29 protein-coding genes are annotated in these 26,286 nt (G+C 63.5%); 18 read left to right on the top strand and 11 right to left on the bottom strand.

Features of this window, described 5'->3' with window-relative positions; genetic code table 11:
- Window positions 1-11: 11 nt before the first annotated feature.
- Both Q8L50_RS11290 and Q8L50_RS11295 read right to left on the bottom strand, forming a co-directional pair.
- Complete coding sequence (locus Q8L50_RS11290) at window positions 12-1,262, bottom strand: MFS transporter (protein WP_305272971.1); 1,251 nt, start codon at window positions 1,260-1,262, stop codon at window positions 12-14.
- Window positions 1,255-1,740 carry a MarR family winged helix-turn-helix transcriptional regulator gene (locus Q8L50_RS11295; RefSeq protein ID WP_305272968.1) on the bottom strand — a complete coding sequence of 162 codons (486 nt, stop codon included), beginning with the start codon at window positions 1,738-1,740 and terminating at the stop codon, window positions 1,255-1,257. Before Q8L50_RS11295 ends, Q8L50_RS11290 begins: the two co-directional genes overlap by 8 nt.
- Before the next feature lie 50 nt (window positions 1,741-1,790).
- Between Q8L50_RS11295 and Q8L50_RS11300 the strand changes: the two genes are divergently transcribed.
- Window positions 1,791-2,354 (top strand): PaaI family thioesterase, encoded by a 564-nt coding sequence (locus Q8L50_RS11300; RefSeq protein WP_305272965.1) that lies wholly within the window; start codon window positions 1,791-1,793, stop codon window positions 2,352-2,354.
- A 273-nt stretch (window positions 2,355-2,627) separates the two neighbouring features.
- Here the strand turns inward: Q8L50_RS11300 and Q8L50_RS11305 are convergent, their stop codons facing one another.
- The gene (locus Q8L50_RS11305) at window positions 2,628-3,377 is read right to left on the bottom strand and encodes a transglutaminase family protein (RefSeq protein WP_305348755.1); all 750 of its coding nucleotides are present in this window, start codon (window positions 3,375-3,377) and stop codon (window positions 2,628-2,630) included.
- Window positions 3,378-3,534: 157 nt separating this feature from the next.
- Here Q8L50_RS11305 and gloA point away from each other — a divergent pair, with 157 nt between their 5' ends.
- From gloA to Q8L50_RS11375, 14 genes are all read left to right on the top strand, one after another.
- Entirely contained in the window at window positions 3,535-3,945 is a 411-nt protein-coding gene (gene gloA / locus Q8L50_RS11310; RefSeq protein WP_305348756.1) for a lactoylglutathione lyase, read from the top strand.
- Window positions 3,946-3,958: 13 nt separating this feature from the next.
- Entirely contained in the window at window positions 3,959-4,639 is a 681-nt protein-coding gene (locus tag Q8L50_RS11315; protein ID WP_305348757.1) for a TetR/AcrR family transcriptional regulator, read from the top strand.
- A gap of 214 nt (window positions 4,640-4,853) precedes the next feature.
- Entirely contained in the window at window positions 4,854-5,441 is a 588-nt protein-coding gene (locus Q8L50_RS11320; RefSeq protein WP_305272956.1) for an NAD(P)H-dependent oxidoreductase, read from the top strand.
- A complete protein-coding gene (locus Q8L50_RS11325; RefSeq protein WP_305348758.1) occupies window positions 5,438-6,703 on the top strand; it encodes an amidohydrolase family protein in 1,266 nt (421 codons plus the stop codon). The genes Q8L50_RS11320 and Q8L50_RS11325 overlap by 4 nt, the downstream gene beginning before the upstream one ends.
- Entirely contained in the window at window positions 6,700-7,554 is an 855-nt protein-coding gene (locus Q8L50_RS11330; protein ID WP_305348759.1) for a creatininase family protein, read from the top strand. The genes Q8L50_RS11325 and Q8L50_RS11330 overlap by 4 nt, the downstream gene beginning before the upstream one ends.
- 77 nt (window positions 7,555-7,631) lie before the next feature.
- Window positions 7,632-8,615, top strand: a complete 984-nt coding sequence (locus Q8L50_RS11335; RefSeq protein WP_305272946.1) for an ABC transporter substrate-binding protein — start codon at window positions 7,632-7,634, stop codon at window positions 8,613-8,615.
- A complete protein-coding gene (locus tag Q8L50_RS11340) occupies window positions 8,615-9,430 on the top strand; it encodes an ABC transporter ATP-binding protein (protein ID WP_305272944.1) in 816 nt (271 codons plus the stop codon). The genes Q8L50_RS11335 and Q8L50_RS11340 overlap by 1 nt, the downstream gene beginning before the upstream one ends.
- 10 nt (window positions 9,431-9,440) lie before the next feature.
- Window positions 9,441-10,247, top strand: a complete 807-nt coding sequence (locus tag Q8L50_RS11345; protein WP_305348760.1) for an ABC transporter permease — start codon at window positions 9,441-9,443, stop codon at window positions 10,245-10,247.
- 81 nt (window positions 10,248-10,328) lie between these two features.
- Window positions 10,329-11,699, top strand: coding sequence for an FAD-binding oxidoreductase (locus Q8L50_RS11350; protein WP_305348761.1), 1,371 nt, complete (start codon window positions 10,329-10,331; stop codon window positions 11,697-11,699).
- Window positions 11,696-12,151, top strand: a complete 456-nt coding sequence (locus tag Q8L50_RS11355) for a RidA family protein (RefSeq protein WP_305272934.1) — start codon at window positions 11,696-11,698, stop codon at window positions 12,149-12,151. Before Q8L50_RS11350 ends, Q8L50_RS11355 begins: the two co-directional genes overlap by 4 nt.
- A 174-nt stretch (window positions 12,152-12,325) precedes the next feature.
- Window positions 12,326-13,273 carry an ABC transporter substrate-binding protein gene (locus Q8L50_RS11360; RefSeq protein ID WP_305348762.1) on the top strand — a complete coding sequence of 316 codons (948 nt, stop codon included), beginning with the start codon at window positions 12,326-12,328 and terminating at the stop codon, window positions 13,271-13,273.
- Between the two features lie 12 nt (window positions 13,274-13,285).
- Window positions 13,286-14,338: an aromatic ring-hydroxylating dioxygenase subunit alpha gene (locus Q8L50_RS11365; RefSeq protein WP_305348763.1), complete on the top strand. Its 1,053-nt coding sequence runs from the start codon at window positions 13,286-13,288 to the stop codon at window positions 14,336-14,338.
- On the top strand, window positions 14,332-15,408 hold the full coding sequence (locus Q8L50_RS11370) for an aromatic ring-hydroxylating dioxygenase subunit alpha (protein WP_305348764.1): 1,077 nt from the start codon (window positions 14,332-14,334) through the stop codon (window positions 15,406-15,408). The genes Q8L50_RS11365 and Q8L50_RS11370 overlap by 7 nt, the downstream gene beginning before the upstream one ends.
- Complete coding sequence (locus Q8L50_RS11375) at window positions 15,405-16,826, top strand: amidohydrolase family protein (RefSeq protein WP_305348765.1); 1,422 nt, start codon at window positions 15,405-15,407, stop codon at window positions 16,824-16,826. The genes Q8L50_RS11370 and Q8L50_RS11375 overlap by 4 nt, the downstream gene beginning before the upstream one ends.
- 90 nt (window positions 16,827-16,916) lie before the next feature.
- On the opposite strand, the gene eda is transcribed toward Q8L50_RS11375, so the two are convergent.
- The 3 genes from eda to Q8L50_RS11390 form a co-directional block, all read right to left on the bottom strand.
- On the bottom strand, window positions 16,917-17,579 hold the full coding sequence (gene eda, locus Q8L50_RS11380) for a bifunctional 4-hydroxy-2-oxoglutarate aldolase/2-dehydro-3-deoxy-phosphogluconate aldolase (RefSeq protein WP_305348766.1): 663 nt from the start codon (window positions 17,577-17,579) through the stop codon (window positions 16,917-16,919).
- The gene (edd, locus tag Q8L50_RS11385) at window positions 17,570-19,390 is read right to left on the bottom strand and encodes a phosphogluconate dehydratase (RefSeq protein WP_305348767.1); all 1,821 of its coding nucleotides are present in this window, start codon (window positions 19,388-19,390) and stop codon (window positions 17,570-17,572) included. Before edd ends, eda begins: the two co-directional genes overlap by 10 nt.
- A 168-nt stretch (window positions 19,391-19,558) precedes the next feature.
- The gene (locus Q8L50_RS11390; protein ID WP_305348768.1) at window positions 19,559-20,113 is read right to left on the bottom strand and encodes an OmpA family protein; all 555 of its coding nucleotides are present in this window, start codon (window positions 20,111-20,113) and stop codon (window positions 19,559-19,561) included.
- Between the two features lie 103 nt (window positions 20,114-20,216).
- Here Q8L50_RS11390 and Q8L50_RS11395 point away from each other — a divergent pair, with 103 nt between their 5' ends.
- Together Q8L50_RS11395 and Q8L50_RS11400 are read left to right on the top strand one after the other, a co-directional pair.
- Window positions 20,217-20,852 carry a gamma-glutamylcyclotransferase gene (locus Q8L50_RS11395; protein ID WP_370869786.1) on the top strand — a complete coding sequence of 212 codons (636 nt, stop codon included), beginning with the start codon at window positions 20,217-20,219 and terminating at the stop codon, window positions 20,850-20,852.
- A 48-nt stretch (window positions 20,853-20,900) separates the two neighbouring features.
- Window positions 20,901-21,416, top strand: coding sequence for a superoxide dismutase family protein (locus Q8L50_RS11400; protein ID WP_305348769.1), 516 nt, complete (start codon window positions 20,901-20,903; stop codon window positions 21,414-21,416).
- A gap of 2 nt (window positions 21,417-21,418) precedes the next feature.
- On the opposite strand, the gene Q8L50_RS11405 is transcribed toward Q8L50_RS11400, so the two are convergent.
- Window positions 21,419-22,012 carry an NTP transferase domain-containing protein gene (locus Q8L50_RS11405; RefSeq protein WP_305348770.1) on the bottom strand — a complete coding sequence of 198 codons (594 nt, stop codon included), beginning with the start codon at window positions 22,010-22,012 and terminating at the stop codon, window positions 21,419-21,421.
- Window positions 22,013-22,035: 23 nt separating this feature from the next.
- Between Q8L50_RS11405 and pdxH the strand changes: the two genes are divergently transcribed.
- On the top strand, window positions 22,036-22,686 hold the full coding sequence (pdxH, locus tag Q8L50_RS11410; RefSeq protein WP_305348771.1) for a pyridoxamine 5'-phosphate oxidase: 651 nt from the start codon (window positions 22,036-22,038) through the stop codon (window positions 22,684-22,686).
- A 7-nt stretch (window positions 22,687-22,693) separates the two neighbouring features.
- Here the strand turns inward: pdxH and folK are convergent, their stop codons facing one another.
- The 4 genes from folK to hda form a co-directional block, all read right to left on the bottom strand.
- The gene (gene folK / locus Q8L50_RS11415; RefSeq protein WP_370869787.1) at window positions 22,694-23,236 is read right to left on the bottom strand and encodes a 2-amino-4-hydroxy-6-hydroxymethyldihydropteridine diphosphokinase; all 543 of its coding nucleotides are present in this window, start codon (window positions 23,234-23,236) and stop codon (window positions 22,694-22,696) included.
- An 8-nt stretch (window positions 23,237-23,244) separates the two neighbouring features.
- On the bottom strand, window positions 23,245-24,846 hold the full coding sequence (gene pcnB / locus Q8L50_RS11420) for a polynucleotide adenylyltransferase PcnB (RefSeq protein WP_305348773.1): 1,602 nt from the start codon (window positions 24,844-24,846) through the stop codon (window positions 23,245-23,247).
- 62 nt (window positions 24,847-24,908) lie between these two features.
- Complete coding sequence (locus tag Q8L50_RS11425; RefSeq protein ID WP_370869788.1) at window positions 24,909-25,598, bottom strand: HAD family hydrolase; 690 nt, start codon at window positions 25,596-25,598, stop codon at window positions 24,909-24,911.
- Window positions 25,595-26,281 carry a DnaA regulatory inactivator Hda gene (gene hda, locus Q8L50_RS11430; RefSeq protein WP_305272894.1) on the bottom strand — a complete coding sequence of 229 codons (687 nt, stop codon included), beginning with the start codon at window positions 26,279-26,281 and terminating at the stop codon, window positions 25,595-25,597. The genes Q8L50_RS11425 and hda overlap by 4 nt, the downstream gene beginning before the upstream one ends.
- Window positions 26,282-26,286: the final 5 nt, after the last annotated feature.

Genomic DNA, 26,286 nt, shown 5'->3' on the forward strand with positions numbered 1-26,286 from the left:
CTCGCCGCTCATCACGCAGCCAGTCGGACAATGCGGGCCTCACGGATCGGCAGATGCACCAGTGCCGCGCCGGCAGCCAGCACGATGTCGATGTACCAGACCCAGTCGTAGCTGCCGGTCGCCTCGAACACATAACCACCGAGGTAGGCCCCAAAGAACCCTCCGATCTGGTGAGTCAGCATCACGATGCCGAACAGCATGGCCATGTTGGCGGTACCGAACATCTTGGCGACCAGGCCCGCCGTCGGCGGCACTGTCGACAGAAAGGTCACGCCCATGACAGCGGCAAAAATCAACATGACGGCTGGCGTTTTGGGCGCCAGCAAAAAGACCAGCACCGCGATGCCGCGCGTCGCATACAACAGCGCCAGCAATGACTTCATGCGCCAGCGGCCCACAGCCCAGCCCATGGCCAGGCTGCCCACGATGTTGAACAGGCCGATCATGGCCAGTGCCCAGCCACCGATCTCAGGCGGCAGACCACACGCGGCAACCACACCCGGCAGATGGGTTGCCAGGAAGGCGACGTGAAAACCACACACCAGAAAGCCAAGGCTCAGGTAGCGGTAACTGGGCGTCGCCAGCGCCTGGCTGATGGCCTCGCGTGCGCTCAGGGCCTTTGTTCCGGAGGCCGCTGCAGCCTGCGCTGCGAGCGCCTGCGAATTGCCCTTGAGCACCCACACCGCAGGCAAGGCCAGCAGCAAAAAGACACCGAGCCACTGCATCGCACTGGCCCAGCCAAGCGAGGCGGTCAGGCCAATGGCAATCGGCGCCATCGCAAACTGGCCGAAGGAGCCGCCCGCGTTGACGATGCCACTGGCAAAACCGCGTTTTTCCATCGGCACCAGCCGTGCGGTGGCGGCCATCAGCACCGAAGGGCCAGCCATGCCCGCACCGCCCGCGGCCAGCACGCCGATGGCAAGGATCAGGCCCGCGGTGCTGGTCATCAGCGGCGTGATGATGGTGCCAATGGCCACCAGCACCACACCCACAAAAATCACGCGGCCAGTGCCAATGCGATCAGCCACAGCGCCGGCAAAGGGCTGGGTCAGGCCCCACCAGAGCTGGCCAAAGGCAAACGCCAGGCTGATGCTGCCTATGCCCAGCGCGGTCGAAGTGTTGAGCGCCGACAGGAAAAGACCCATGGTCTGCCGCACGCCCATGGTCAAGGCAAAGGTACCGCCCGCTGCAAGCAGGACCAGCCACAGCACCGTGTTGTTCCTGCTTGCGGCAGGCGCTGCGGCGATGGTCGTGTCACTCATCGTCGGCTCCAGGCAACGGGGAAAGGCGTTCCAGCGACGCATCAATCAGCGCGTGCAGGGCCAGTACCTGCTCCACGCCCAGGAGCTGGTTGATGCCCTCCTGCGCCACGCGCCAGCGGCGCTGCGCCTCGCTGCGTTTTTCACGGCCGCTGTCGGTGATGCTGACCAGCCGGCTGCGGCCGTCACTGCCCGCCTCCAGCGTCAGCCAACCCGCGTTTACCAAGGGCTTGAGATTGCGCGTCAGGGTAGAGGCATCTACTTTCATGGCGCGGGCCAGGTCGCCGGGGCGCAGCGGCCCGAGCTTGAATACATGCGACAGCAGTGAATACTGCGTGGTCTTGAGCCCGGTCTTTCCCACTTCTACATCGTAGTGCTGGGCAACGCGGCGCAACAGCTGGCGCAGCTTGAAGTTGGTGCAGCCCTGCGGCCGGAGGTCGAGCGGCGCCGGCCTGGATGTTGCGGATGTGACAGTGTTCATTATTTGATTGTAGCTACAATTGTTGTATATGCAATCAAAGGAACTGAACAATGACCCCGGAAGAAACACTGGCTTTGTGGACTGAGGAGCGCGAAGCTGTTGTCGCCCGCATGTTGGCCGGCGGCGGCAAGCCGGGCCAGGCCCGCCCCGAGATGGTAGCCGGCAAAACCGGGTTGGAGGTGCTGCAGGCCATGCTGGCGGGCGAGCTGCCCTTTCCCCACATCGCCGACACGCTGGACTTTTCGCTGGTCGAGGTGGCGCCTGGCAAAGCGGTCTTTCAGGGCACGCCACAACTCAAGCACTACAACCCGCTGGGCACGGTACACGGCGGCTGGTATGCCACGCTGCTGGACTCCGCGTTGGGCTGCGCAGTGCACACCATGATGCCCGCAGGCCGTGGCTACACAACAGCCGAGCTGGGCCTCAACATTGTGCGGGCGGCCTCACACCAAACGGGTCCGTTGCGTGCAATTGGTACGGTGATCCATTGCGGCCGCCAACTGGCGACAGCCGAGGCTCGCCTCGTCGGGCCCGACGGCAAGCTGTACGCGCATGCCACGACCACCTGTCTGGTGTTTGCCATGCCCACCGACAAGGCCGGTGGCAGCAACTAGGGCCTGTTCACACTATTTATGCAAGATGCGTTGCGAGTCAAAAAGGCCATGCGCGAGGCGCAAAACGCAGCCGGGCTGACGCCCGGCAAGGCTTTGCAACGCTGCGCATGGCCTTTTTGGCCGCAACCCGGAGGGAATATGGTTAAAACAACGCCACTCGTTGTTGCACTCCTAGCCCAGCCGCCCAGGCTGGGCGTCGTCGCGCGCCTGGATTGGCGCTGTTTTAATCATATTCGCACTTGCATAAATAGTGTGAACAGGCCCTAAGCTGCGTTAAACCGCCTGGCCAGCCAATGGCGTCGACTGCGTTCTGACCTGCTCGACGCGGCGGTTCACCAGGGCGGCAGCCAGCATCCACTTGGCGCGGCTCAGCCAGCCCAGGGCCAGGTCTGCGTGCTCTTTGTGGCTGTAAAAATGCTCAGGGTCATGGGCCACACCCCAGTCGTGCACCGGCATGCTGGTGGGGTCGGAATCGTGGTACTGCGCATGGGCGGCATGGCGGCCGTCCCAGAAATGCTGTCCGCGCACATGAACGCCGTAACCCAGAAGACTGCCCTGCTGCACCAGCAAGTCCGCCGCCCGGGTCTCCAGCAGGCTGTCGGCCACATAGGTATCGGTCTGAACCCAGCCGCCGTCCAGATACACCTCGCCCACCGCATGGGTGGTGGTGCTGTGGGGAGCATCAATGATTCCCTTGAGAAAAGTGCTGGGCAGACTGACAAAACGCAAGCGCGCCGGCACCCCGACCGAACGCAGCATGGCTACAAGCAGCGTGCCTTTGGTATGGCAGTCCCCTCGACCCGCCCTCAGCACCGAAGCCGCAGTGACATGGTCAAAGCCCGCCACGCAGCCAAAAGGCATCGCCTTGATGAAGTCATGCACACACACGGCCTTCTGCACATCGGTGGTCGCCAGTTGCGTGATACGTATGGCCTGGATTCTGAGCTTGGGATCGTCAAGGTCCAGCAGGCGGGTCGGTCGCAGCCATTCTTGCGGCTGGTCGTTTGGAAAAGGCAGGGTCATGAAGGGCCGGGGCAATTTGGATTCAGCGCATTATGCAGGTCACGCGAAGCCAGCCCTGGTACACAGTTGTATACATGACACAGACTCAAGTTGCTGCGCGGAGTTGCCGGATTACCGCACAATGTGGCGCTGGTCAACCAGGACAAGGACATCCACCATGAGGCTTTTGCACACCATGCTGCGCGTTGGCAATCTGCAACGTGCGATTGATTTTTACACCCAGGTCCTCGGCATGAAACTGCTGCGCACCTCGGAAAATCCGGACTATAAATACAGCCTGGCCTTTGTCGGCTATGGCAACAACCCTGAGCATGCAGAGATCGAGCTGACCTGGAACTGGGACACCGACCACTACGACATGGGCACCGCCTACGGACACATTGCCCTCGGTGTGCCCGACGCCTATGCCGCCTGTGAAAAGATCAAGGCAGCAGGCGGCAACGTCACGCGCGAGGCCGGGCCGGTCAAGGGCGGCAAAACCGTCATTGCGTTTGTCACCGACCCCGATGGATACAAGATAGAGCTGATCGAACGTGCCGAAGGCACGGTCGGCGCCGGGTTGCGCTAGGAGCCTTCGTCGCATGACACGGGCACATCCCAAAGCCGTCAAGGCGCCAGTCGGCCCTGCCGACAAAGTCCCGCGCAATACACGGCGTAGCCGGGAGCAGATGATGGCCGCCATCCACGCCGCAGCCATCGCCGAGTTCAGTGAAAACGGCCTCAAGGGCACCTCTACCCAGGCGATTGCCGCGCGCGCGGGATTGACCAAACCGCAACTGCATTACTACATCCAGGGCAAGGAGGAGCTTTACGGCGAGCTACTGATGTCGGTGGTGTCCGACTGGAAGGGCATGTTTGCCGCCGACTCCAGCGATCCGGCCAAAGTGCTGGGCGACTATATCCGCTCCAAAATCCATGTCGCCTTCGACAAGCCAGAGGTCTCACGCATCTTCACACGCGAAGTGCTGGATGGCGGCCACAACCTCGAAAAATTCTGGCCCGACTCGCGCCGCCGCACGCGCCAGAAGGTAGCCGTGATCAATGAATGGATCGCTCGCGGCCTGATGAAACCGGTAGATCCCCACACCCTGCTGATGAGCATCTGGGCCATGACACAGTTTTATGCCGACTCAGCCGTCCAGGTGCAACAACTGCTGGAGCCACGCCAGCCTGCCTGGACGCCCGACCGGGACCGCCTGGTCAAGGAACTGACCACCCTGATCCTGCGCGGCTGCGGTATCAAGCTTCCACGCGAGACCTGACCCGACGCCCTTCCGGGGGTGCCCCTCTGGCATAACTTTTGCTAGATTTGACCAATCGATCAGATTGATTGGTCAACATTGAAAAACCATTCCGCCACACCCTTGTCGATTCCCTGCAGCCGCTGCCCAAATCGGGGCGTGACTGTAACAATCCGCCGCCCGATGATCCAGCGTGGTGCATGGCAGCACCGCGTTGACCTGAGCTAGAACGGCAATGCACGTTCTGGTCGTCTATTGCCACCCGGTTGAAACCAGCTTTCATGCCGCGCTGCACCAGGAAGTGGTGAAAAACCTGTTGGCTGCCGGGCACACCGTCGATGACTGCGACCTGTACGCAGAAGGCTTCAACCCGGTGCTCTCGCGCGAGGAGCGCCTGGGTTACCACGAGGTGCCTTCCAACCAGTTGCCGCTGGCCGGGCATGTTGAGCGGCTGGCGCGCGCCGAAGCTATCGTGTTCTGCTTTCCCACCTGGTGTTTTGGCCTGCCGGCCATGCTCAAGGGTTATTTCGACCGACTCTTCATGCCGGGCGTGGCATTTGACATCAGTGACCCGGCCAATGTGAAGCCCATGCTGACCCACATCAAGCGCATCTCGGCGGTGGTGACCTATGGTCGTCCGCGCTGGGTGGCCTGGTACATGGGCGATCCGCCGCGCAAGATCATCACGCGCTACATGCGGCGCCTGACCGGCAATGTGGCGCGGGTGGACTTTCATGCGCACTACCACATGAATGTGGCGACCGAACCCCAGCTCAAACGTTTCATGCAGCGGGTCAGCGCAGCCATGGCAAGGTTTGCATGAACGCGTCAACTGCGCTGCGCAATACGCGCTTGCCGCGCTGGCTGTTGCCCGCCCTTTGGCCGACCCATGCGGGTGAGCCGGTGCTGGCCGACCTCACGCTGGACGCCGGTCGCATCAGCGCTGTCCGGCCCGCTGCGCCTGGCCCGGCGCTGGTCGGTCACTGGGACCTGCAAGGGGCCCCGGTGCTGCCGGGTCTGGTGGATGCACACACCCACATCGACAAAACCTTCACGCTGCCGCGTATCGGCGAAGTCCAGCCCGGCTTGCTGGGCGCCATCGACGCCATGATGGCCGACCGCCTGCACTGGACCCCCGCCGACGTGCACGCCCGCGCCAGCCGCGCGCTGGAGTGGGCCTGGGCCGCGGGCTGCGTGCACTTGCGCACCCATGTGGACTGGTGGGAGCCCGACACCACACCGGTGGCCTGGAGCGTGATGGCCGCCCTGGCCGCTGAATGGCAGGGCCGCATCCAGCTCGAGCAGGTCAGCCTGATCAAACTCACGCTGTTTCAGGACTTGGCGCAGGCGCGCAGGCTGGCCCGGCAGGTGGCTGCCACCGGCCCGCATGCGCTGCTGGGCGCGTTCGTACACACCAGCAACTGGGACGGGCAGGCCCTGCGCCATGTGTTCATCGCGGCCGGGGAAGCCGGGCTGGATGTCGATATACATGTGGACGAAGAGCTCAACCCCAAGGCTCAGGGGTTGGCAACGACTGCGACCATCCTGCGCGAAACCGGCTTCAAAGGCCGTGTGGTCTGCGGCCACAGCTGCGCGCTGGCGGCCCAGCCCGAAAGTCAGGCCCTGGCCACGCTGGATGCAGTGGCGCAGGTGCCCATCACCCTGGTCTCATTGCCCATCACCAACCTGTTGCTGCAGGACGCTGTCACCGGCCGCACGCCACGCCAGCGCGGCATCACGCTGGTGAAAGAAGCGCGTGCACGCGGCATACCGGTGCTGCTGGCCAGCGACAACGTACAAGACCCGTTTTGCCGGGTGGGCAGCTACGACCCGGTGGAAGCGCTGGGGGCTGCGGTTCTGGCGGCGCAGCTGGATCACCCCTTCGACGTCTGGTCGGAAAGCCTGTGCCGCCGAGACTGGTTGCAGCGCGGCCCCGCAGCAGCCGCGTCCTTGGTGGGCGCTGCGGCAGACCTGGTCATTTTTACCGGTACCGACGCCTGGGGCTGGCCTTCCCGCAGCAGTCAGCGGGTGGTGCTGCGCAGCGGCGTTCCGATTCCCTCCTTGCCAGAAAGGCAGTTTGCATGATCCACGGTTACATCCCGCCCCACCGCTTCCTTCCCTACCTGAGCTGGACCGACATTGCCGCCCTGCCCGACCGCGAAAACACGGTGATTGTGTTGCCGGTAGGCGCCATCGAGCAGCACGGCCCGCACCTGCCCTGCTCGGTGGACAGCGTGATCTCGTCCGGTGTGCTGGGCAAGGCGCTGGAGCGCCTGCCGGCCGACATCCGCGCCTTCGGCCTGCCACCCATCACCTACGGCAAGTCTGACGAACACCTGCACTTCCCCGGCACACTCACGCTGACCGGTCCGACCCTGCTGGCCACCATCACCGAAATTGGCGAGTCGGTGTACCGCGCCGGTTTTCGCAAGCTGCTGCTGGCCAATGGCCACGGCGGCCAGCCCCAGGTGCTGGAGATGGCGGCGCGCGAATTGCGCCTGCGACATGGCGACTTTGTGATCGTGCCCTACCACGTCTCGCGCCTGGCCAACTCGTCCGGCAAATACATCTCTGAGCAGGAGCGCCGCCTCGCCATGCACGCCGGCCATTCAGAGACGGCGCTGATGCTGGCGCTGGCGCCCGATACGGTGCACATGGAGCGCGCGGTTGCCAATTTTCCGCCGGTGTTTCCAAGCAAGGTGTTGTCGGCCGACGGCCGCCCGGCCTGCGCCTGGACGGCGCGCGACTTTGGCCCCAGCGGCGTGATTGGCGATCCGTTTGGCGCCACCACCGAGCAAGGCCACGACATCCTCGACACGCTGGCCGACAGCTGGGTCCAGGCCCTGACCGATCTGTTTCATATGCAGTGGGTCACGCGTGAGGTCGAGTCCTGGGGTTATGGCCACCAGCAGGGCCATATCCAGCAGGCACTTTGACGAGTTGCAGGCGCGCAACTTGCATCAGCTCCTTTGATTTTTTACCTGTGTTCAACCCTTCTATCCATGAGGTCACCATGAAGAAACTTACCGCACGCACTTTTGTCGCCGCTACGCTCGGCCTGGCCCTGGCCGCCGGTGCCCAGGCACAGGAAAAGCTCACCTACATGACCAACTGGTACGCCCAGGCCGAACACGGGGGCTTCTACCAGGCGGTGGCCACCGGCATCTACAAGAAGTACGGGCTGGACGTGACCATCAAGATGGGCGGGCCGCAAGTCAACATCCTGCAGCTGATGGCCGCCGGCCAGACCGACTGCATCATGGGCTCCAGCGATCTGCAGATGATGGTGGCGCGCAGCGGCGGGTTGCCGGTGGTGACGCTGGCAGCCGTGTTCCAGAAAGACCCGCAGGTCTTGATTGCCCATGAAGAAATCAAAAGCTTCGAAGACATGAAGGGCAAAACCATACTGATCGCGCCGTCCGCGCGGCAGGGCTACTGGCTCTGGCTGAAAAGCAAATACGGTTTTCAGGACGCCCAGACACGGCCCTACACCTTCAACATCCAGCCCTTTGTGGCCGATAAAAACACAGTGCAGCAGGGTTACCTGACCTCCGAGCCCTTCGCCGTGCAGAAGGCTGGCGTCAAGGCCAACACCTTCCTGTTTGCCGACCACGGCTGGCCCACCTACGCGACCACCATCTCCTGCATGGAAGACACGGTCAAGAACCGCAGCAAGGCCATGGCAGCTTTTGTCAGGGGCACGATGGAAGGCTGGAAGAGCTACCTGGCCGACCCGGCGCCAGCCAACGTGCTGATCAAGAAGGACAACCCCAACATGAGTGATGAGCAGCTGGCCTACAGCGTCGCCAAACTCAAGGAGATGGGCATTGTGACCGGCGGCGGCGCCAGCAAAAACGGCATCGGCAGCATGGACATTGACCGCGTCCGCAAGAACCACGCCTTTTTGCTGGACAACAAGCTGGTGGACGCCGGCAAGCTGGGGCCAACCACGGCCTACAACTTTGACTACATCAAGGACCTCAAGGTGATGCCTTGATGCGAGAGCTGTCAGCGGCCGTCTCTGCGGGCACGCCCGCCGTCGAGGTGCTGTCGGCGCACAAGACCTATCCCAACGGCACGGTCGCGCTGCAGCCGGTGGACCTGACCGTGCAGGAGGGCGAATTTGTCACCCTGCTCGGCCCCTCGGGCTGCGGCAAAAGCACGCTGCTGAAAATGGTCGCGGGCCTGCTCGCGCCTACCGATGGCCGCTTGCTGCTCTGGCGCAAGCCGGTCGAGCAGTTGCAGGAGGCCGGTCGCAAGCTGGCGTTTGTATTTCAGTCGGCCACACTCATGCCCTGGGCCAGCGTGTCGGCCAATGTCCGGCTGCCACTGGAGCTGGCCGGCGTGCCACGTGCCGAGGCTGACGGCCGGGTGGCCGAAGCGCTGGCCCTGGTCGGCTTGAGCAAATTTGCCGGCGCCCTGCCGCGCGCGCTGTCTGGCGGCATGCAGATGCGGGTGTCGATTGCGCGCAGCCTGGTGGTACAGCCCAATCTGCTGCTGATGGACGAGCCTTTTGGCGCGCTCGACGAAATCACCCGCCACAAGCTCGACGCCGACCTGCTGGCCCTGTGGCAGGACAAAAAACTCACCGTGGTGTTTGTCACTCACTCGATCCACGAGGCGGTGTTTCTCTCCACCCGCGTGGTGATGATGGCCGCGCGCCCCGGCCGGATTGTGGAAGAAGTGCTGATCGACGAGCCTTATCCGCGCACACCCGACTTCATGGTCACGCCGCGGTTTGCCGCCTATGCCAAGCGCCTGCAGGACAGCCTGCTGCGCGCCAGCCTGGACGGCGACGAACCCGGTCATTGAGGAGAACCGCATGCAACAAGCCCCCTTCTCGCTGACCTCCCCGCGTGTCCAGCGCATCCTCTACCCCGCCCTGGTGGCGCTGGTGCTGCTGGGCAGCTGGCAAGCGCTGGTCACAGGCTTCAAGCTGCCGCCCTATTTGGTGCCCTCGCCGCTGCTGATGTTCCAGACCCTGGTGACCGACTGGCAATCGCTGGGCGGCTCCTTGCTGGTCACGCTGAAAATCACCCTGCTGTCGTTTGCACTGGCCACCCTTATCGGTGTGTTGATCTCCTTCCTGTTTGTGCAAAGCCGCAAGATAGAAACCGCGCTGTTTCCCTATGCGGTTTTGTTGCAGGTCACACCCATCGTGGCAGTGGCGCCGCTCATCATCATCTGGGTAAAAGACCCCACCGCTTCGCTGGTGTTATGCGCCGCGCTGGTCGCGCTGTTTCCCATCATCTCCAACACCACGCTGGGGCTGCGCAGCATAGACCCCGACCTGCAGAGTTATTTTGTGATGAACCGCGCCAGCCGGTTGCAAACCCTGTGGCGCCTGCGCATACCGAGCGCCCTGCCCTATTTTTTTGGCGGTTTGCGCATCTCCAGCGGGCTGGCCCTGATAGGCGCGGTGGTGGCGGAATTTGTGGCTGGTACCGGCGGCGCAGCCACTGGCCTGGCCTACCAGATCCTGATGGCGGGCTACCAGCTCAACATACCGCGCATGTTTGCGGCCCTGCTGCTGATCTCGCTGGCCGGTGTTGGGCTGTTTGCACTGATGGCCTGGCTGACAAAAATGGCGCTCGGCTCCTGGCATGCCAGCGAGCTGACCCGTGATTGACACCAAATTTGCTATGTTATTGGTAGCTGCTTGCGCCCGAAGAATAAGGGCTGGAAGCCAAAACTACATGAAAGATATCCGGTGAACGCCCCTGCCCACCCCATTGAACAACTACACGCCGCCCTGCCCGACCTGGACTGGGTCACCGACGAGGGCCGCATCGCGCGCCTGTCCCAGGACTTCTCCTGGTTCAGCCCGGTACTCAAGCGCCAACTCGCCGATAAACGCGCCGATGCGGTGGTACGGCCGCGCAGCGAGGACGAAATCCGCCGCCTCATCAGCCTGTGCGCCAAACTGCGCGTGCCTGTCACCCTGCGCGGCAGCGGCACCGGCAACTACGGCCAGGTGGTGCCGCTGCACGGTGGCGTCGTGCTCGACATGAGCGGCTACAACAGTTTTTTGTGGGCGCGCAATGGTGCGGGCCGGGCCCAGGCTGGCATGCGCCTGTCGGACTTTGAAAAGGCCACCCGCCCCTTGGGCATGGAGCTGCGCTGCGTGCCGTCCACCTTCCGCAGCGCGACGCTGGGCGGGCTCTACGGTGGCGGGTTTGGCGGTGTCGGCTCGATCAACTATGGGCCGCTGGCTGCGCCCGGCAATGTGCTGGGCCTGAAAGCCATGACCTTTGAAGAAGAGCCGCAGATCATCGAACTGCGCGGCCCCGAGGCCCTGGCCATGCACCATATGTGGGGCAGCAACGGCCTGGTGCTTGAGCTCGAGATGGGCATGGCCCCCGTGCACGACTGGTCAGAACACATCGCCACCTTCACTACCTTTGACGAAGCGCTGGAGTTTGGCGACGCGGTCGCACGCGCGCCCGGCATCGTCAAAAAAGAGATCTGCCTGCTGGCCCAACCCATCCCCGACTACATGAAGCAGCTGGCCGACTACCTGCCCGCCGGTTGCCATGCGGTGATTGTGCTGGTGGCCTCAAGCAGCGAGGCGGCCATGCTGGAACTGGTGGCCCAGTACGGCGGCACAGTGACCTACCGCAAGACCGCAGAAGAGGTTGCTGCCAGCAACCGCACGCTGGTCGAATTCACCTGGAACCACACCACGCTCAATGCCCTGAAGGTGGACAAGTCCATCACCTACCTGCAAAGCGCGTTTATTCCCGGCCAACACGTGGAGCAGGTCAAACGCATGGAAAAGTTGTTGGGCGGCGAGGTACTGATGCACTGCGAATACATACGCGGCATGGACGGCCTGGTCACCTGCACCGCGCTGCAGCTGGTGCGTTTCAGCACCGAAGAGCGCCTGCAGGAGATCATGAAGATTTACCGCGACAACGACGTGCGTATCAACGACCCGCATGTCTTCATCGTCGAAGACGGCAAGGCTGGCGGCAGCTTGTCGCAAGCCGTGCTGGACACCAAACACCGCTTCGACCCGCTGGGACTGCTCAACCCCGGCAAGGTGCGTGCCTGGCTCAAGCAACCGGCAGAGAATGTATGACTGCGGGCCAGCCCATGGCCAGTTACGCAGCCGCGCGGCGCGCCGGCGACTTCGTCTTTGTCAGCGGCGTGGTCGCTGTTGATCCTGCGCGCAAGGTCATCCTGCAAAGCTACGAAGAGCTGCCCGGGCCCGCGCTGCTAGCCCTGCGCGGCCTCGGTTATGTCACTGGCCAGATGACCGTCGATATTTACGAGGCCCCAGCGGTGGCGCAAAGCTGGTTTGTGCTGGAGCGGATTCGCCAGATCGCGCAGGAGCATGGCGGCGACATGGCCGATGTCGTCAAGCTGGTGCAGTATTTCCGCGATCTGCGGCACTACCCGTTTTACAACCGCGTGCGCGGGCTTTTCTATCCGGGCGGCGCCCCCGTCAGCACGGTGGTGGAAGTGTCGCGTTTCATGCCCGGCGACGGGGCCTTGATTGAAGTGGAGGCGACGATTTATCTGCCGCAATAAGACCCGGCAGACCGCCCTGCAAGGCATGAAATTTGCATCTTGTTTTTCAGAGTAGAAGCTGGCAGTGACTCCCAAGGTCACGGGTCATTGCTCTGGCAGCGTCATGAGGCATCCCCTCCGCGCTGTGCGCCGTTTTGGTGCTTTGTGTTCAACCAACATAACCGGAGAATCTGCATGAAAACTCTTTTCGCGACCCTGTGTTTTGCCGCCGCCGCGAGCCTGGCTCAGGCGCAAGACAAAGTCACCTTCCTCACCTCCTGGTACGCGCAGGCCGAGCATGGGGGCTACTACCAGGCCATCGCCACCGGCATCTACAAGAAACACGGCCTGGACGTCACCGTCAAGATGGGCGGCCCGCAGGTCAACGCGATCCAGATCATCGCCGCCGGCCAGGCCGACTTCATCATGGGCAAGGACTTTCAAACCCTGTCGGCCATCGAGAACGGCGTGCCCCTGACCACGGTTGCGGCCGTGTTCCAGATGGAGCCGCAGGGCATGGTCACACATCCCGACGTGAACAGCCTGGCCGACCTCAAGGGCAAAACCATCCTGATGGCCACCAGTGGCCGCACCAGCTGGTGGCCCTGGCTGAAGATCAAGCACGGCCTGAAGGACGACCAGACCCGTCCCTACAGCTTCAGCATGGCGCCCTTCTTCGCAGACAAAAATGTGGCGCAGCAAGGTTACCCCGGCTCCGAGCCTTTCATCGCCGAAAAAGCCGGCCAGAAAATCAAGTTTTTCCTGTTTGCCAATGAGGGTTACCCGCCGTACGGCAACACCATCGTCACGACGCGGCAGATGATCAAGGACAAGCCCGACGTCGTGCAACGTTTCGTCAAGGCCACCCTGGAAGGCTGGAAAAGTTATCTCGAAAATCCCGCGCCGGGCAATGCCCTGATCAAGCAGGACAACCCCAAGATGGAGGACGAGCTGATCGCCTACTCGGTCAAGACCATGAAGGAGATGAAGTTCCTCGACAGCGGCGATGCAGCCAAGGCGGGCGCCGGCGTGATGACAGACGCGCGCTGGAAACAGACCTACGACCTGATGGTCACCAGCGGGCAGCTCAAGCCGAACCCGAACTGGCAACAGGCCTACACGCTGCAGTTCCTGAAGAAGTAGGGGAAGGCAAGCATGCTCGTCACCCAACAACCCGTGCTGCGGCGCTTCTGGTATGCCGTGATGGCTATGGACAAACTGGCAGCCGGACCGCAACCCTTCACCCTGCTGGGCGAAAACATCGTGATTTTCAAACGCGCCGACGGCAGCCCCGCTGCGCTGCGCGACCGGTGTTGCCACCGTACCGCCAAACTTTCCAAGGGCACGGTGCAAGGAGACTACATCGTGTGTGGCTACCACGGCTGGACTTACGATGGCAGCGGTGCCTGCGTGAAGATTCCACAAAACCCGGACATGCAAATTCCGGCGGGTGCGCGCGTGCCGGCTTTTTATTGCCAGGAAAAATTTGGCTACGCGTGGGTCGCGCTCGATGAGCCCTTGGTACCGCTGATGGACACGCCCGAAGACAGCGACCCGGCCTACCGGCGTATTCACCAGTTTGACGAGGCCTGGAACACCAGCGCGCTGCGCATGATGGAAAACTCCTTCGACACAGCGCATTTTGCGTTTGTGCACAAGGGCACTTTCGGTCAGGGCAACCAGCCCAAGCCGACATTTTTTGAACTGCGTGAAACCGGCTACGGTTTTGAGGCCGAAGCCATCGTGCCGATCAACAACCCGCCCGAGTCGCACCGCATCACCGGCAGCACAGCACCCACCACCACGCGGCACTTCTTCAACCAGTGGCACATGCCGTTTTTGCGCCGGCTCGGCCTGGCCTATCCGAACGGGCTCAAACACACCATCTTCACCTGCGCCACACCGATTGACGATGAGCGCATCCAGCTTATCCAGTGGCTGTACCGCAATGACACCGAGGCCGATTGCCCTGCGGCCGAGCTCAATGCCTGGGATACACGTGTGGTGATGGAAGACAAGGAGATTCTGGAATCGGTCAACGCTGATGCGCCAGTTGACGTGACGCGCCGGGACGAACAGAGCATGCTGAGCGACCGGCCCGGCATGATCATGCGCAAACGCCTGCTGGACCTGCTGAAGGAACACGGCGAGACCGAAGTCCATGGCTGGGGCCGCGTCATACCGATCCGGGAGGCCGCCACATGCTGACCACCCAACAGGCGGTGCTACGCCGCTTCTGGTACGCGCTGATGCCGATCTCGCGGCTTGACGCCGGTCCCCAGCCCTTCACCCTGATGGGCGAAGAGCTGGTGCTCTGGAAGCAGGCCGACGGCACACCGGCCGCACTGCGCGACCGCTGCTGCCACCGCACCGCCAAACTGTCCAAAGGCACGGTTCAAGGCGACCACATTGTGTGCGGCTACCACGGCTGGACATACGACTGCACCGGCAGCTGCGTGAAAATTCCGCAAAACCCGGACATGCAGATTCCGGCCGGTGCGCGCGTGCCGTCTTTTCGCTGCCAGGAGAAATACGGCTATGTCTGGGTGGCGCTGGAAGACCCATTGCGACCGATTCCGCACTTTCCGGAAGACGGCGCGCCCGGTTACCGCCGCATTTTCCAGTTTTACGAAGAGTGGAAAACCAGCCCGCTGCGCATGATGGAAAACTCCTTCGACAACTCGCACTTCTCGTTTGTGCACAAGGCCAACTTCGGCATTCTGGAGCAGCCCAAGCCCGCGCCTTATGAGTTTCGCGAGACCGACTACGGTTTTGAGGCAGAAACCACCGTGCCGATACGCAACCCCGCGCAGGGACACCGCGTGACGGGTAGCACCGAAGACATCACCCACCGGCACCTGATCAACCGTTATTACCTGCCGTTTGCGCGGCGGTTTGGCTGTACCTACCCGGCCAGCGGCGTGCACCACATCATCTACAACTGCGCCACGCCGATCGACGACGAACGCATGATGCTGGTGCAGTGGCTGTACCGCAATGACAGCGAAGAAGCGTGCAGCACGCAGGAGCTGATTGACTGGGACGCTGCCATCACCGCCGAAGACCGCGACATTTTGGAGGCGACCGACGCCGACGCCTGCGTGGACACCACACGCCGCGTCGAGTTTCACATGCCGTCGGACAAGCCCGGCCTGGTCATTCGCAAACAATTGCTGGACCTGCTGCACGCGCATGGTGAAGAAGAAATCCACCGGGGCTCGCCGTCCATGCAGAAAAAGCGCATCGCTATTGAGGTGGACACAGGGCCGGCAGCATGAAGCTGCTGATCCGCAACGCCGCGGCGATTCTGACCGGGCTGTCCGGCAGCGCCGCGCGCCATGCCGGCCCGGACATCCGGGTACGCGATGGAAAAATTACAGCGATGGGCCAGCTCAGTACCGAGCCCGGCGAGCGCCAGATCGATGCCAGCGGCTGCGTGGTCTACCCGGCCTGGGTCAACACCCACCATCACCTGTTCCAGTCGCTGCTCAAGGGCGACCCGCTGGGCATCAACGCCACGCTGACGCCCTGGCTCAGCGCCACGCCCTTCCGGCTGCGGCCCGCCATGGACGAGGACATGTTCCGGCTGGCCGCACGAATTGGCCTGGTTGAGCTGGCGCTTTCTGGCTGCGCCACGGTGGCCGATCACAATTACCACTACTGGCCCGGCATGCCTTTCGACAGCTCGGCGATTTTGTTTGAAGAAGCCGAAGCGCTGGGCCTGCGTTTTGTGTTGTGCCGGGGTGGAGGCACGCTCTCGCGCATTGCGTCCGACAACCTGCCCCCCAGCCTGCGGCCCGAGACACTGGACGGCTACCTGGCTGACATCGAACGGGTGGCGGCGCGGTTTCACGACAGCGCACCTGACAGCATGCGGCGCGTGGTAGTAGCGCCAACCACACCGCCGCATTCGATGCGGCCCGAAGAACTGCGCGAGTGTGCCGCCTTTGCGCGCAGCCATGGTCTGCGGCTGCATTCCCACCTGTCAGAGACCGTGCATTACCACGACACGGTGCAGGCGCAGCACGGCATCACGCCGGTGCGTTTTGCAGAGAGTGTTGGCTGGCTCGGGCCTGATGTCTGGTTTGCCCACCTGGTCAAGCTCGATGCCGACGAGATTGCGCTGCTGGGCGCGACGGGTACCGGCATTGCCCACTGCCCGCAAAGCAATGGCCGGCTAGGCAGCGGGATTGCACCGGTGCGCGCGCTGGAAGATGCGGGCGCCCCGGTGTCCATCGGCGTAGACGGCGCCGCCTCCAACGAAGCGGCCGACATGTTGTCTGAAACCCATGCCGCCTGGCTGATGCAGCGCGCCCGCGCGGGCGAGGCCACGCTGGCCCAGCACCGCGGTGGCCAGGGCGAGGCGCAGGCGGCGCAGGCCGCCACGGTGGAAGACGTGGTGCGCTGGGGCACGGCGGGCGGCGCGAAGGTACTGGGCCTGCCCGCCGTTGGCACGCTGGCAGAAGGACAGGCGGCCGACATCGCGATCTACGCGCTGGACCGGGATCCGCGCTACTTCGGCCTGCACGACCCGGCCATTGGCCCGGTGGCCAGCGGCGGCAGCGCACACCTCAAGGCCCTGCTCATCGGCGGGCGGGAGATTGTGCGTGATGGCGCCCTGCCTGGGCTGGACCTGCAGGAGCTGGGCCGACAGGCCAGGGCGGCGGTGGCACGGTTGGTGACCACGCCGTATTGACTGCGAATTTGCTATATTTTTAGTAGCTATTCGCGCACACTCCATAAGGGCTGGAGCCCATTCTGACTATCGAAAAGTAGCGTGGCATGCCTAGGAGCCCGGGCGGGGCAGCCCACAGGCCTGCCGCGCCAGATCACTGACCCGCGCCCAGTCGCCCCGCGCCAGTGCGTCGGCGGGTACCAGCCACGAGCCCCCCACACAGGCCACATTGGGCAGCGCCAAAAACTCGGCCGCGTTGGCAGCCGTGATGCCGCCGGTGGGGCAAAACACCACATCACCAAAAGGCCCGTTCCAGGCCTTGAGCAGCGCCAGCCCGCCGGCCTGCAGGGCGGGGAAGAACTTCAGCTCGGTAAAGCCGTCTTCCTGCGCCGCCATGATCTCGCTGCCGGTGGCCACACCGGGCAGCAGCGGCAGGTGGGCGTCGCGGCAAGCGGTGCCTACCGCGTGGGTGTAACCGGGGCTGACGATAAAACGGGCCCCGGCCATGGCACAGGCCTGCACGTCGGCAGCGCTGCGCGCAGTGCCCGCGCCTATCACCGCCTCGGGTACATCGCGCGCAATCGCCTCAATACAGGCCAGCGCCTGCGGCGTACGCAAAGTCACTTCCAGCATGCGGATGCCGCCGGCCACCAAAGCCCGGGCCAGCGGCACGGCGTGCGCCACATCGGTCAGCACAATCACCGGAATAACCGGCGCATCGCGCATGACCTGCAGCGCCGTGAGCGCCGAATCGACATCAACTTTCACATCCATGAAGGTGCTCCTTCTTCAGCCGTCAAGGCATGCCTGCGCATGCCGGCAAACAACTCGCGCCCCAGGCCCAGACCATTGGCCTGGCGCAAGGCCTCGGGCATCTGCGCGCTCTCGCGCGCAGCCCACTCCTCGTCGGCTACGCGCACCTGCAACACTCCGGTGATGGAGTCGACCAGGATCACATCGCCGTCACGCACCTTGGCCAGCGGCCCGCCAACGGCCGCTTCGGGCGACACATGAATCGCCGCCGGCACCTTGCCCGAGGCGCCGCTCATGCGCCCGTCGGTGACCAGCGCCACGCGAAAACCTTTGCCCTGCAACACGGCCAGCGGCGGCGTGAGTTTGTGCAGCTCGGGCATGCCATTGGCCTGCGGCCCCTGCCAGCGCACCACACAGACCACGTCACAATCCAGCTCGCCGGCATTGAAGGCCAGATGCAGGGCCTCCTGCGAATCAAATACCCGAGCCGGCGCCTCGATCACATGGCGGTCATCGGGCACGGCCGACACCTTGATCACGCTGCGCCCCAGGTTGCCTTGCAGCAGCTTGAGGCCGCCACTGGCATTGAAAGGCTGGCTGACAGGCCGCACGATGGCCTCGTCTTTTGACGCGCCCATCTCATGCCAGGCCAGCTTGCCGCCCACCATGGCCGGCTCGCGCGTGTACTCGCGGATACCGCCTTCGCGCACCGTCAGCACATCCTCGTGCATGAAGCCGCCATCGAGCAACTCGCGGATCACAAAACCAGTACCACCCGCCGCCTGGAACTGGTTCACATCGGCACTGCCGTTGGGATACACATGGGTGAGCAAAGGCACCACATCCGACAGGTCTGAAAAATCATTCCAGTCAATCAGGATGCCGGCCGAACGCGCAACCGCCACCCAGTGGATCAGGTGGTTGGTGGAACCGCCGGTGGCCAGCAGCGCGACCATCGCGTTGACGATGGCTTTCTCGTCCACGATTTTTCCAATCGGTGAAAAGCGCTTCGACGACTTGACGATGCCCAGCACGGTGCGGGCCGCCTCGCGGGTGAGCTCATCACGCAGGTCCCCGCCGGGCTGCACAAAGGCGGTACCTGGCACATGCAGACCCATGGCCTCCAGCAGCATCTGGTTGCTGTTGGCCGTGCCGTAAAACGTGCAGGTGCCGGGGCTGTGGTAACTCTTGAGCTCGGCGTCCAGCAGTTCGTCACGCCCGACCAGCCCCTGCGCCGCCAGCTCGCGCACGCGGGCTTTTTCCTTGTTGGGCAAGCCCGAGGGCATGGGCCCTGCGGGCACAAACACCGTCGGCAAATGGCCAAAATGCAGGGCGCCTATCAGCAGGCCCGGCACTATCTTGTCGCACACGCCCAGCATCAGCGCGGCGTCAAACATGTCGTGGCTCAGGGACACGGCGGTGGCCATCGCAATCACGTCGCGGCTGAACAGGCTGAGCTCCATGCCGGCGGTGCCCTGCGTGACGCCGTCGCACATCGCGGGCACGCCACCGGCCACCTGGGCGGTGGCACCCTGCAGCCGTGCCTCCCACTTGATCAGGTCAGGGTAAGGCTGCATCGGTGTGTGCGCCGACAACATGTCGTTGTAAGCGGTGACGATGCCGATGTTGGGCGCGCGCTGCGTGACGACCTTGAAGCGGTCGTCCAGCGGCATGCCGGCCACCGCATGTGCAATGTTGCCGCAACCCATGCGGTCCACGCTGATAGCCCGGGTGGCGGCGCCGTCCAGCCGCTGAAGATAGGCCTGGCGGTTGTCGCGGCTGCGCGCGCGTATGCGCTCGGTCACAGCGGAAATGTTGGGGTGTAGGGTCATGGGTGTCGGTTGCAGTCAAGTGCGACCGGATCACCGGAGTGATCCAGAATCGAGTCGGGTTGGTAACTTTATTACGTCGTTCATGGTACTGGGTTACCGCGCTTTTGCAAAGGCGCGGGTTACAAACCGGTTACTTGGCAGGGGCAAGAAAACCGTGTCGGGGGCAGCCTACTGCAGCGTGATCTCGACGCGGCGCGCCTCGGCATCAGCACCGGAGCCGGTCATTTGCTGCGGCTTTTGCAGGCTGACCTGGCGATCAGGCACACCCGCTGCCAGCAACGCCTCGTGCACCGCCAGCGCCCTGCGGTGCGCAAGCTCGGCATTGGCAGCCGCATTGCCTTTTGAATCGTGAAAGCCCGCAATCAGCACTTTTTTTCCGCCTCTGGCCGCCTTCACCACGTCAACCAGTGCATCGGCCGCGCCGTCGGCCAGGTCGGCACTGCCAGACGCGAAATAAAATTTCACGACGCCGTACTCCACCGTGACGCTGGCCGCGTCGGAAGTGGCTTGCGCTGAAGTCGCGGTGGGGGGAGTGGCCACTGCTGCAGGTACCGGCGTGGGCACGCGCGTTGCGGCGGGTGGCGCCGCCGCAAGATCCAGCGCGGCATCAACCACCGGACGATAAAGCGCAACACCCATGACCAGAGCGACCACCGCGATCACGATGACCAGCACCAGGCCCAGTACCAGCCCCTGCTGCGCATCATCCGATTGCAAAAACATGCAGAACATCTCCGTAAAACCGGGCCACTCTTTGACACTTGCCAACGCCGGAAAATCAGGCGAAGGCGCTGACAGCCCAAGCATGTCATTGTAAAGTGTGGCTGTGCACACGCCCCCGCATTCCCCCCTGCTACCGGTCCGCGATCCGGCCCCCATGCTGGCGCGTTTTCTGCATCAATGGGGTGGGCACGACGACCTCTGGATTTTTGGCTACGCCTCACTGATCTGGCGCCCCGATTTTGACTTTGCCGAGCTGCGCCGCGCCAAGGTGCACGGCTGGCACCGGGCGCTGAAGATGTGGAGCCGCATCAACCGCGGCACGCCCGAATGCCCCGGCCTGGTGTTTGCCTTGCTGTCGGGCGGCAGTTGCCACGGTGTGGTCTACCGCGTGCCCCGGCATGATGTGCCCGAGGTCATGGCGACTTTGTGGAAGCGCGAGATGGTCACTGGCGTTTATGACCCGCGCTGGTTGCGCTGTAGCACGGCCAAGGGTAACGTGCAGGCGCTGGCGTTCACGCTGTCAAGGCGCAGCCCGAATTTCACCGGGGACCTCAGCGCGGCCCGCTACCAGCAGATCTTTGCCGACTCGTGCGGGCGTTATGGCACCACCCACGACTACGCCCGCCAGACGCTGGAGAGCCTGCACAGCCACGGCATTTCCGATGCGGCGCTGGCGCGACTGCTCCAGCTGGCCCAGCAAGAGCAGGCCGAGCTTGCCAGCGCAAGGCCGCCCGACTAAAGTGCTGACAGGACATTCTTCCTGTTTCAATCCCGTCCGGAGACGCTCATGAAAACCCCCCTGATTCTTCTGGCTTCCATCGCCTTGCTGGGCGCCTGCGCCAGCACACCGCCCGGCCCACGCGCCAGCGCGCAATTGCAATCGACCACTGGCAACGCCGCCAGCGGCAGCGTCACTTTTGTGCAGGCTGGCAGCAAGGTGCTGGTCAGCGGCGAAGTGCGCGGCCTCAAACCCAATGCCGAGCACGGGTTTCATGTGCATGAAAAAGGCGACTGCTCCAGCGGCGACGGCATGAGCACAGGCGGACACTTCAACCCCACTGGCGCACCACATGGCAGCCACGGCGCGGGCATGCACCACGCGGGCGACCTGCAATCCTTGAAGGCCGATGCCGCCGGCGTCGCCAAATTCAGCTTTGAGTCCAGCATGATTGCTGTCGGCAGCGGCGTGACCGACGTGGTCGGCAAAGGCCTGATCGTGCACCGCGACCCCGACGACTACAAAACCCAGCCCACCGGCAATTCCGGCCCGCGTCTGGCCTGCGCGATCATCAATCGCAGCTGAACCTAGGCCTGGCGCGCCGCCAGCAAAGCCTCGGCGCGCGCCAGATCGTCCAGCGTATCGACATCGGTCACCACGCCGACATCATCGAGCTCCAGACTTGCTACTGAATTGATAGCTGCATACGCGCGAACGACAGGGGCTGCGCCCTGATTTCCCTCTAAAACCAGAAGCTGATCGCGGCACGCCGCAGAAAACCCGACGGGGTGGCCACGCACGCCCTTGTGCGTAGGAATCACCACCGCATGTTGTTGCATCAACGCCTGGGCCACGGCCCGCAGCGACGCGCCCTGCACCAGCGGCAAATCACCCGGCAGGATCAGCCAGCCAGCCGCATCCGGTGTGGCCCGCACGCCGTCAGCAATCGAATCGCCCATGCCGGGCCGCGAGACATCGGCCTGCACCACATGGTGCCGCAGCCCGCTGGCCTGAACCGCATCCAGCACATGCTGCAGCACCGGCTTGCCGGCCAGCAACGCTGCCAGCTTGTGTGTGCTGCCGCCGCTGGCAGTAAAACGTTCACCTCGCCCGGCGGCCAGCACAATGACCGTGGGCAGCGCATGAGGTGGGGCGGATACGGGCGATGAGGACAGGGACATGGTGGACTACCTATACTGCCAGTATGTCAGAGCCCGCCCAAAACATCGCCGACCTGCGCAAAAGTTACGAACGCGCCGAACTCAATGAAGAAGCGTCGCACGCCGATCCCCTGAAGCAGTTTGATCAATGGCTGAACGAAGCCATTGCGGCGAAGGTGCCCGAACCCAACGCGATGACGCTGGCCACCGTGGCTGGCAATGGTCGCCCCTCCACCCGCGTGGTGCTGGTCAAGGGGTATGACGAGCGCGGCATGGTCTGGTACACCAACTACGACAGCCGCAAGGGCACCGAGATCGCAGCCAATCCTTTTGCCGCCCTGCAGTTTCACTGGGTGGAGCTCGAGCGCGTGGTCCGTATCGAGGGCCGGGTGGAAAAAGTGTCGGCTGAAGAAAGCGACGCTTACTTTCACAGCCGGCCACTGGATTCACGCATAGGCGCCTGGGCCAGCCCGCAAAGCGAGGTGATCTCAGGCCGCGGTGTGCTGGTGGCCAATGCCGCCAAATATGGCGCGAAATTTTTGCTGCAGCCACCACGGCCGCCGCACTGGGGTGGCTACCGGCTGGTGCCGGACAACTGGCAGTTCTGGCAGGGACGCAGGAGCCGACTGCATGACCGGCTGCGTTATACGCAGCAGGCTGAAGGCGGCTGGTTGCGCGAGCGGCTGGCGCCCTGATGACTTTTCAGGACGCGTCGGTATTGAGCCACTCAATGAGCTGACCAGCCACCGCATCCAATTGGACGGAACGCACCAGCCCCGGCGCAATCTCCGCCAGCGGCACCAGCACAAAAGCGCGTTGCCACATGCGCGGATGCGGCACCGTCAACTGGGGCAAATCAATGCGGCTTTGGCCGTACAACAGCAAGTCCAGGTCCAGCGTGCGGGGTGCATCGCGGTAGGGTCGCTCGCGGCCGGCGGCTTGCTCCAGCGCCTGCAATTGCGCCAGCAGCTCAAGTGCGGGCAAGCTCGTATCCAGCCCCACCACGGCGTTGATGTAGTCGGGCCCTGCGGCCTGCCCGGCCTGCCCGGCCTGGCCGGCCTGGCCGCTGACCACAGGCGCGGTGCGGTACAGGCTGGAGCGTTGTGCCACGCGGGTCTGTGCAAGTTGGTCCAGCGCGTGTATGGCTTGTTGCACCGATGCTCTTGCGTCGCCCAGGTTGGCGCCTATACCGACATAAGCCCTGACCTGCTGCACGGGATCACTCCGCGGTTGAGGGGCCGGCATGCGTGGGCTCAGTAGTCGCCGGGCGCGTCAGACGGTGGGCTGGCCGACATGGCACCGCCTTCGCGGTTGGCCGGCTTGCGGCGGCGCCTGCGCTTTTTGGCGGGCGCGGCATCGCCGCCCTCACCGCTGGCTGACGCTGGCGCCGTGGCCTCGCCGGCGTCAGGATTGCGCGTAACGTCCGGCTCTGCCCGCTTCACGCGGGTCCGCGGCTGGTGCGGCTTTTGGGATTGCGCCAGCCGGATCTGCTCGATCATTTCGTGGCGCTCGTCGTCGTAAGCGGTGCTGAACTTTTCCCACCACTCTGACAGCTCCAGATCAATCTCGCCGGTCTGTGCGCGCAGCCGCAAGAAGTCAAAGCCGGCACGAAAACGCGGCTGGTCCAGCAGCGAGTACGGCGAGCTGCCGGTGCGTTTTTCAAAACGTGGCTGCATGGTCCAGATCTCGCGCATGTCGGTGCCCAGTTTGCCGCGCCCCGATACATCGCCGATCTTGGCGTTGAAGGCGTCGTCGATCGCGTCCTGCAGCGCGGGCATGACGTGTTCGCCGCGCTGCAGGCGTTGCTCCCAGCCGTTGCGTACATCGGCCCACAACACGCAGGACAGCAAGAAGCTGGGCGCGACAGGTTTGCCCTCGCCCACGCGGCGGTCGGTATCCAGCAGGGCCAGCTGCAAAAACGGCTCTTCAGCGGTATCGACCACCACATCGAGCAGCGGGTAGATGCCGGTGTTGAGCCCCAGAAACTTCAGCTGCTCGATGCTGGCCAGCGCGTGGCCGGTTTGCAGCAGCTTGAGCATTTCGTCGAACAGGCGCGACTGCGGCACGTCGGCCAGCAGGGTTTTCATCTTGCGCAGGGGCTCGACGGTCTTGTCTTCAAACTTGAAACCGAGAGCGCTGAGCTTGGCGGCAAAACGCACGGCGCGGATGATGCGCACCGGGTCTTCGCGGTAGCGCGTAGCCGGGTCACCGATCATGCGGATGATTTTTTTCTTGGCGTCGCGGATGCCGTGGTGGTAATCGACCACGATCTGCGTTTGCGGGTCGTAATACATCGCGTTGATGGTGAAGTCGCGGCGGGCAGCGTCTTCTTCCATCGGGCCCCAGACGTTGTCGCGCAACACGCGGCCAGAGGCATCGACGGCGTGTTTCATGCCGGCCAGCTCGCTTTTGCTGGTGCGCTCGTTGCCGCCCACCTGCTCGGCCAGGCTGCTGTCCAGATGCGCACGGAAGGTCGACACCTCAATCACCTCGTGCTCGCGGCCACGGCCATACACCACGTGCACGATGCGAAAGCGCCGGCCAATGATGAAGGCGCGGCGAAACAGGCCCTTGACCTGCTCGGGCGTGGCGTCGGTGGCCACGTCGAAGTCTTTGGGGCGCAAACCAACCAGCAGGTCGCGCACCGCGCCGCCAACGATGTAGGCTTCGTAGCCGGCCTGCTTGAGGGTGTGCACCACATCCATCGCGCGGTCATCGACCAGCTTGGGATTGATCGCGTGGTCCTGGGGGCCGACTTCGCGGCGCTCGCCGAAAACTGATTTTCTGGAACTTTTGGCGGGGCTGGCGGGGCTGGCAGACTTGCCAAACAGCTTGTCGATAAATTTTTTGATCATTGAATCAGGAGATTTTGCCGGGCCGGCCGCGCTTGCAGGGCAAGGGCCGCAGTCCCCGGCAGTTAGAACAGCTCAAGTATGCGCCATCCGCGCTCGGTGGCGAGCGCCCGCAGGCGCGCGTCGGGGTTGGTGGCCACGGGGTGGGTGACTTTTTCCAGCAAAGGCAGGTCGTTCATGGAATCGCTGTAAAACGTGCTTTCCACGCTGTCCCAATCCAGTTTGCGCTCGGCCAGCCATTGCTGGACCCGGGCCACCTTGCCTTCCCGGAAAGACGGTATGCCGCGGATTTGGCCGGTGGGCTCGCCACTGGCATCGCGCTCCAGCTCGACGGCGATCAGCTCGTCAACACCGAAGACATCGGCGATGGGGCGGGTCACAAAGTCGTTGGTGGCGGTGACGATAGCCACCGCATCCCCCGCCGCCTGATGCTGCCGAACCAGCGCCAGCGCTGCGGGATGTATGCCTTTTTGCACGATTTCCCGCATGAAACTTGCGCGAGCAGCTATTGATTTTATAGCGCCCTGGTCACGAATGGCCTGCGTCGCAAAACGCACATAGGCATGGATGTCGAGTGTGCCGGCCTGGTAGTCGGCAAAAAATTCGGTATTGCGGCGCTTGAAGTCACTGGCGTCACACCAGCCCAAGGCAATCGTGAACTCACCCCACTCGTAGTCGGAGTCAAAAGGAATCAGCGTGTGATCGAGGTCAAACAAGGCTACGCGCTGTTTTTTGGCGCCGGGGGTCAAGGTCACAGGTTCTCCAGCATGGATTTGATCAGCGGGATGGTGATGGCGCGCTGGGTCTGCAGGGCATAGGCATCCAGCTGGTCGAGCAGTTGCATGAGGTTGCCCAGATCGCGCGAGAAGCGGTTCAGGATGAAATCCATCGCCTCGTCGCTTAAAAACACGCCGCGCGCATCGGCCTCTTGCCGCAACACGGCGCGCTGGTCGGTCTCGCTGAGCGCCTGCAAGGCAAACACATGGCCCCAACCCAGGCGCGTTCGCAGGTCTTCGCGCAGGCTCAGATCGGCGGGCGGTGCCACGCCGGCAGCCAACACCCAGCGCGGGTGGCCATCGGTCGCGTTGAGGGCATTGACAAACCAGTTGAAGGCAGCCTGCTGCTGCACGGCGGTGTAGAGGTGGCAGTCGTCCAGAATGACGGCGGCCCAGCTTTCACTGAATTCGGGCGGCTCCAGCACCGAGGCATCCAGCCACCCAACCGTTGCCCCCTGCTCGCGCAGCGACTCGCTGACAGCCTTGAGCAAATGCGTCTTGCCGCTGCCAGATTCGCCCCAAAGGTAAGTCGGCACTGGCGAGCGCAGGCTGTTGCCGGCCCACAACTCCAGGTGTTTAAGCGCCGCCTCGTTAGCTCCAGCAAAAAAATTTGCAAACGACGGAGGGGATGCCAAGCCGATATCCAGGGCGATTTGCTTCATCGTGC

This window comes from Polaromonas sp., assembly GCF_030680935.1.
Taxonomy (GTDB): domain Bacteria; phylum Pseudomonadota; class Gammaproteobacteria; order Burkholderiales; family Burkholderiaceae_C; genus Polaromonas.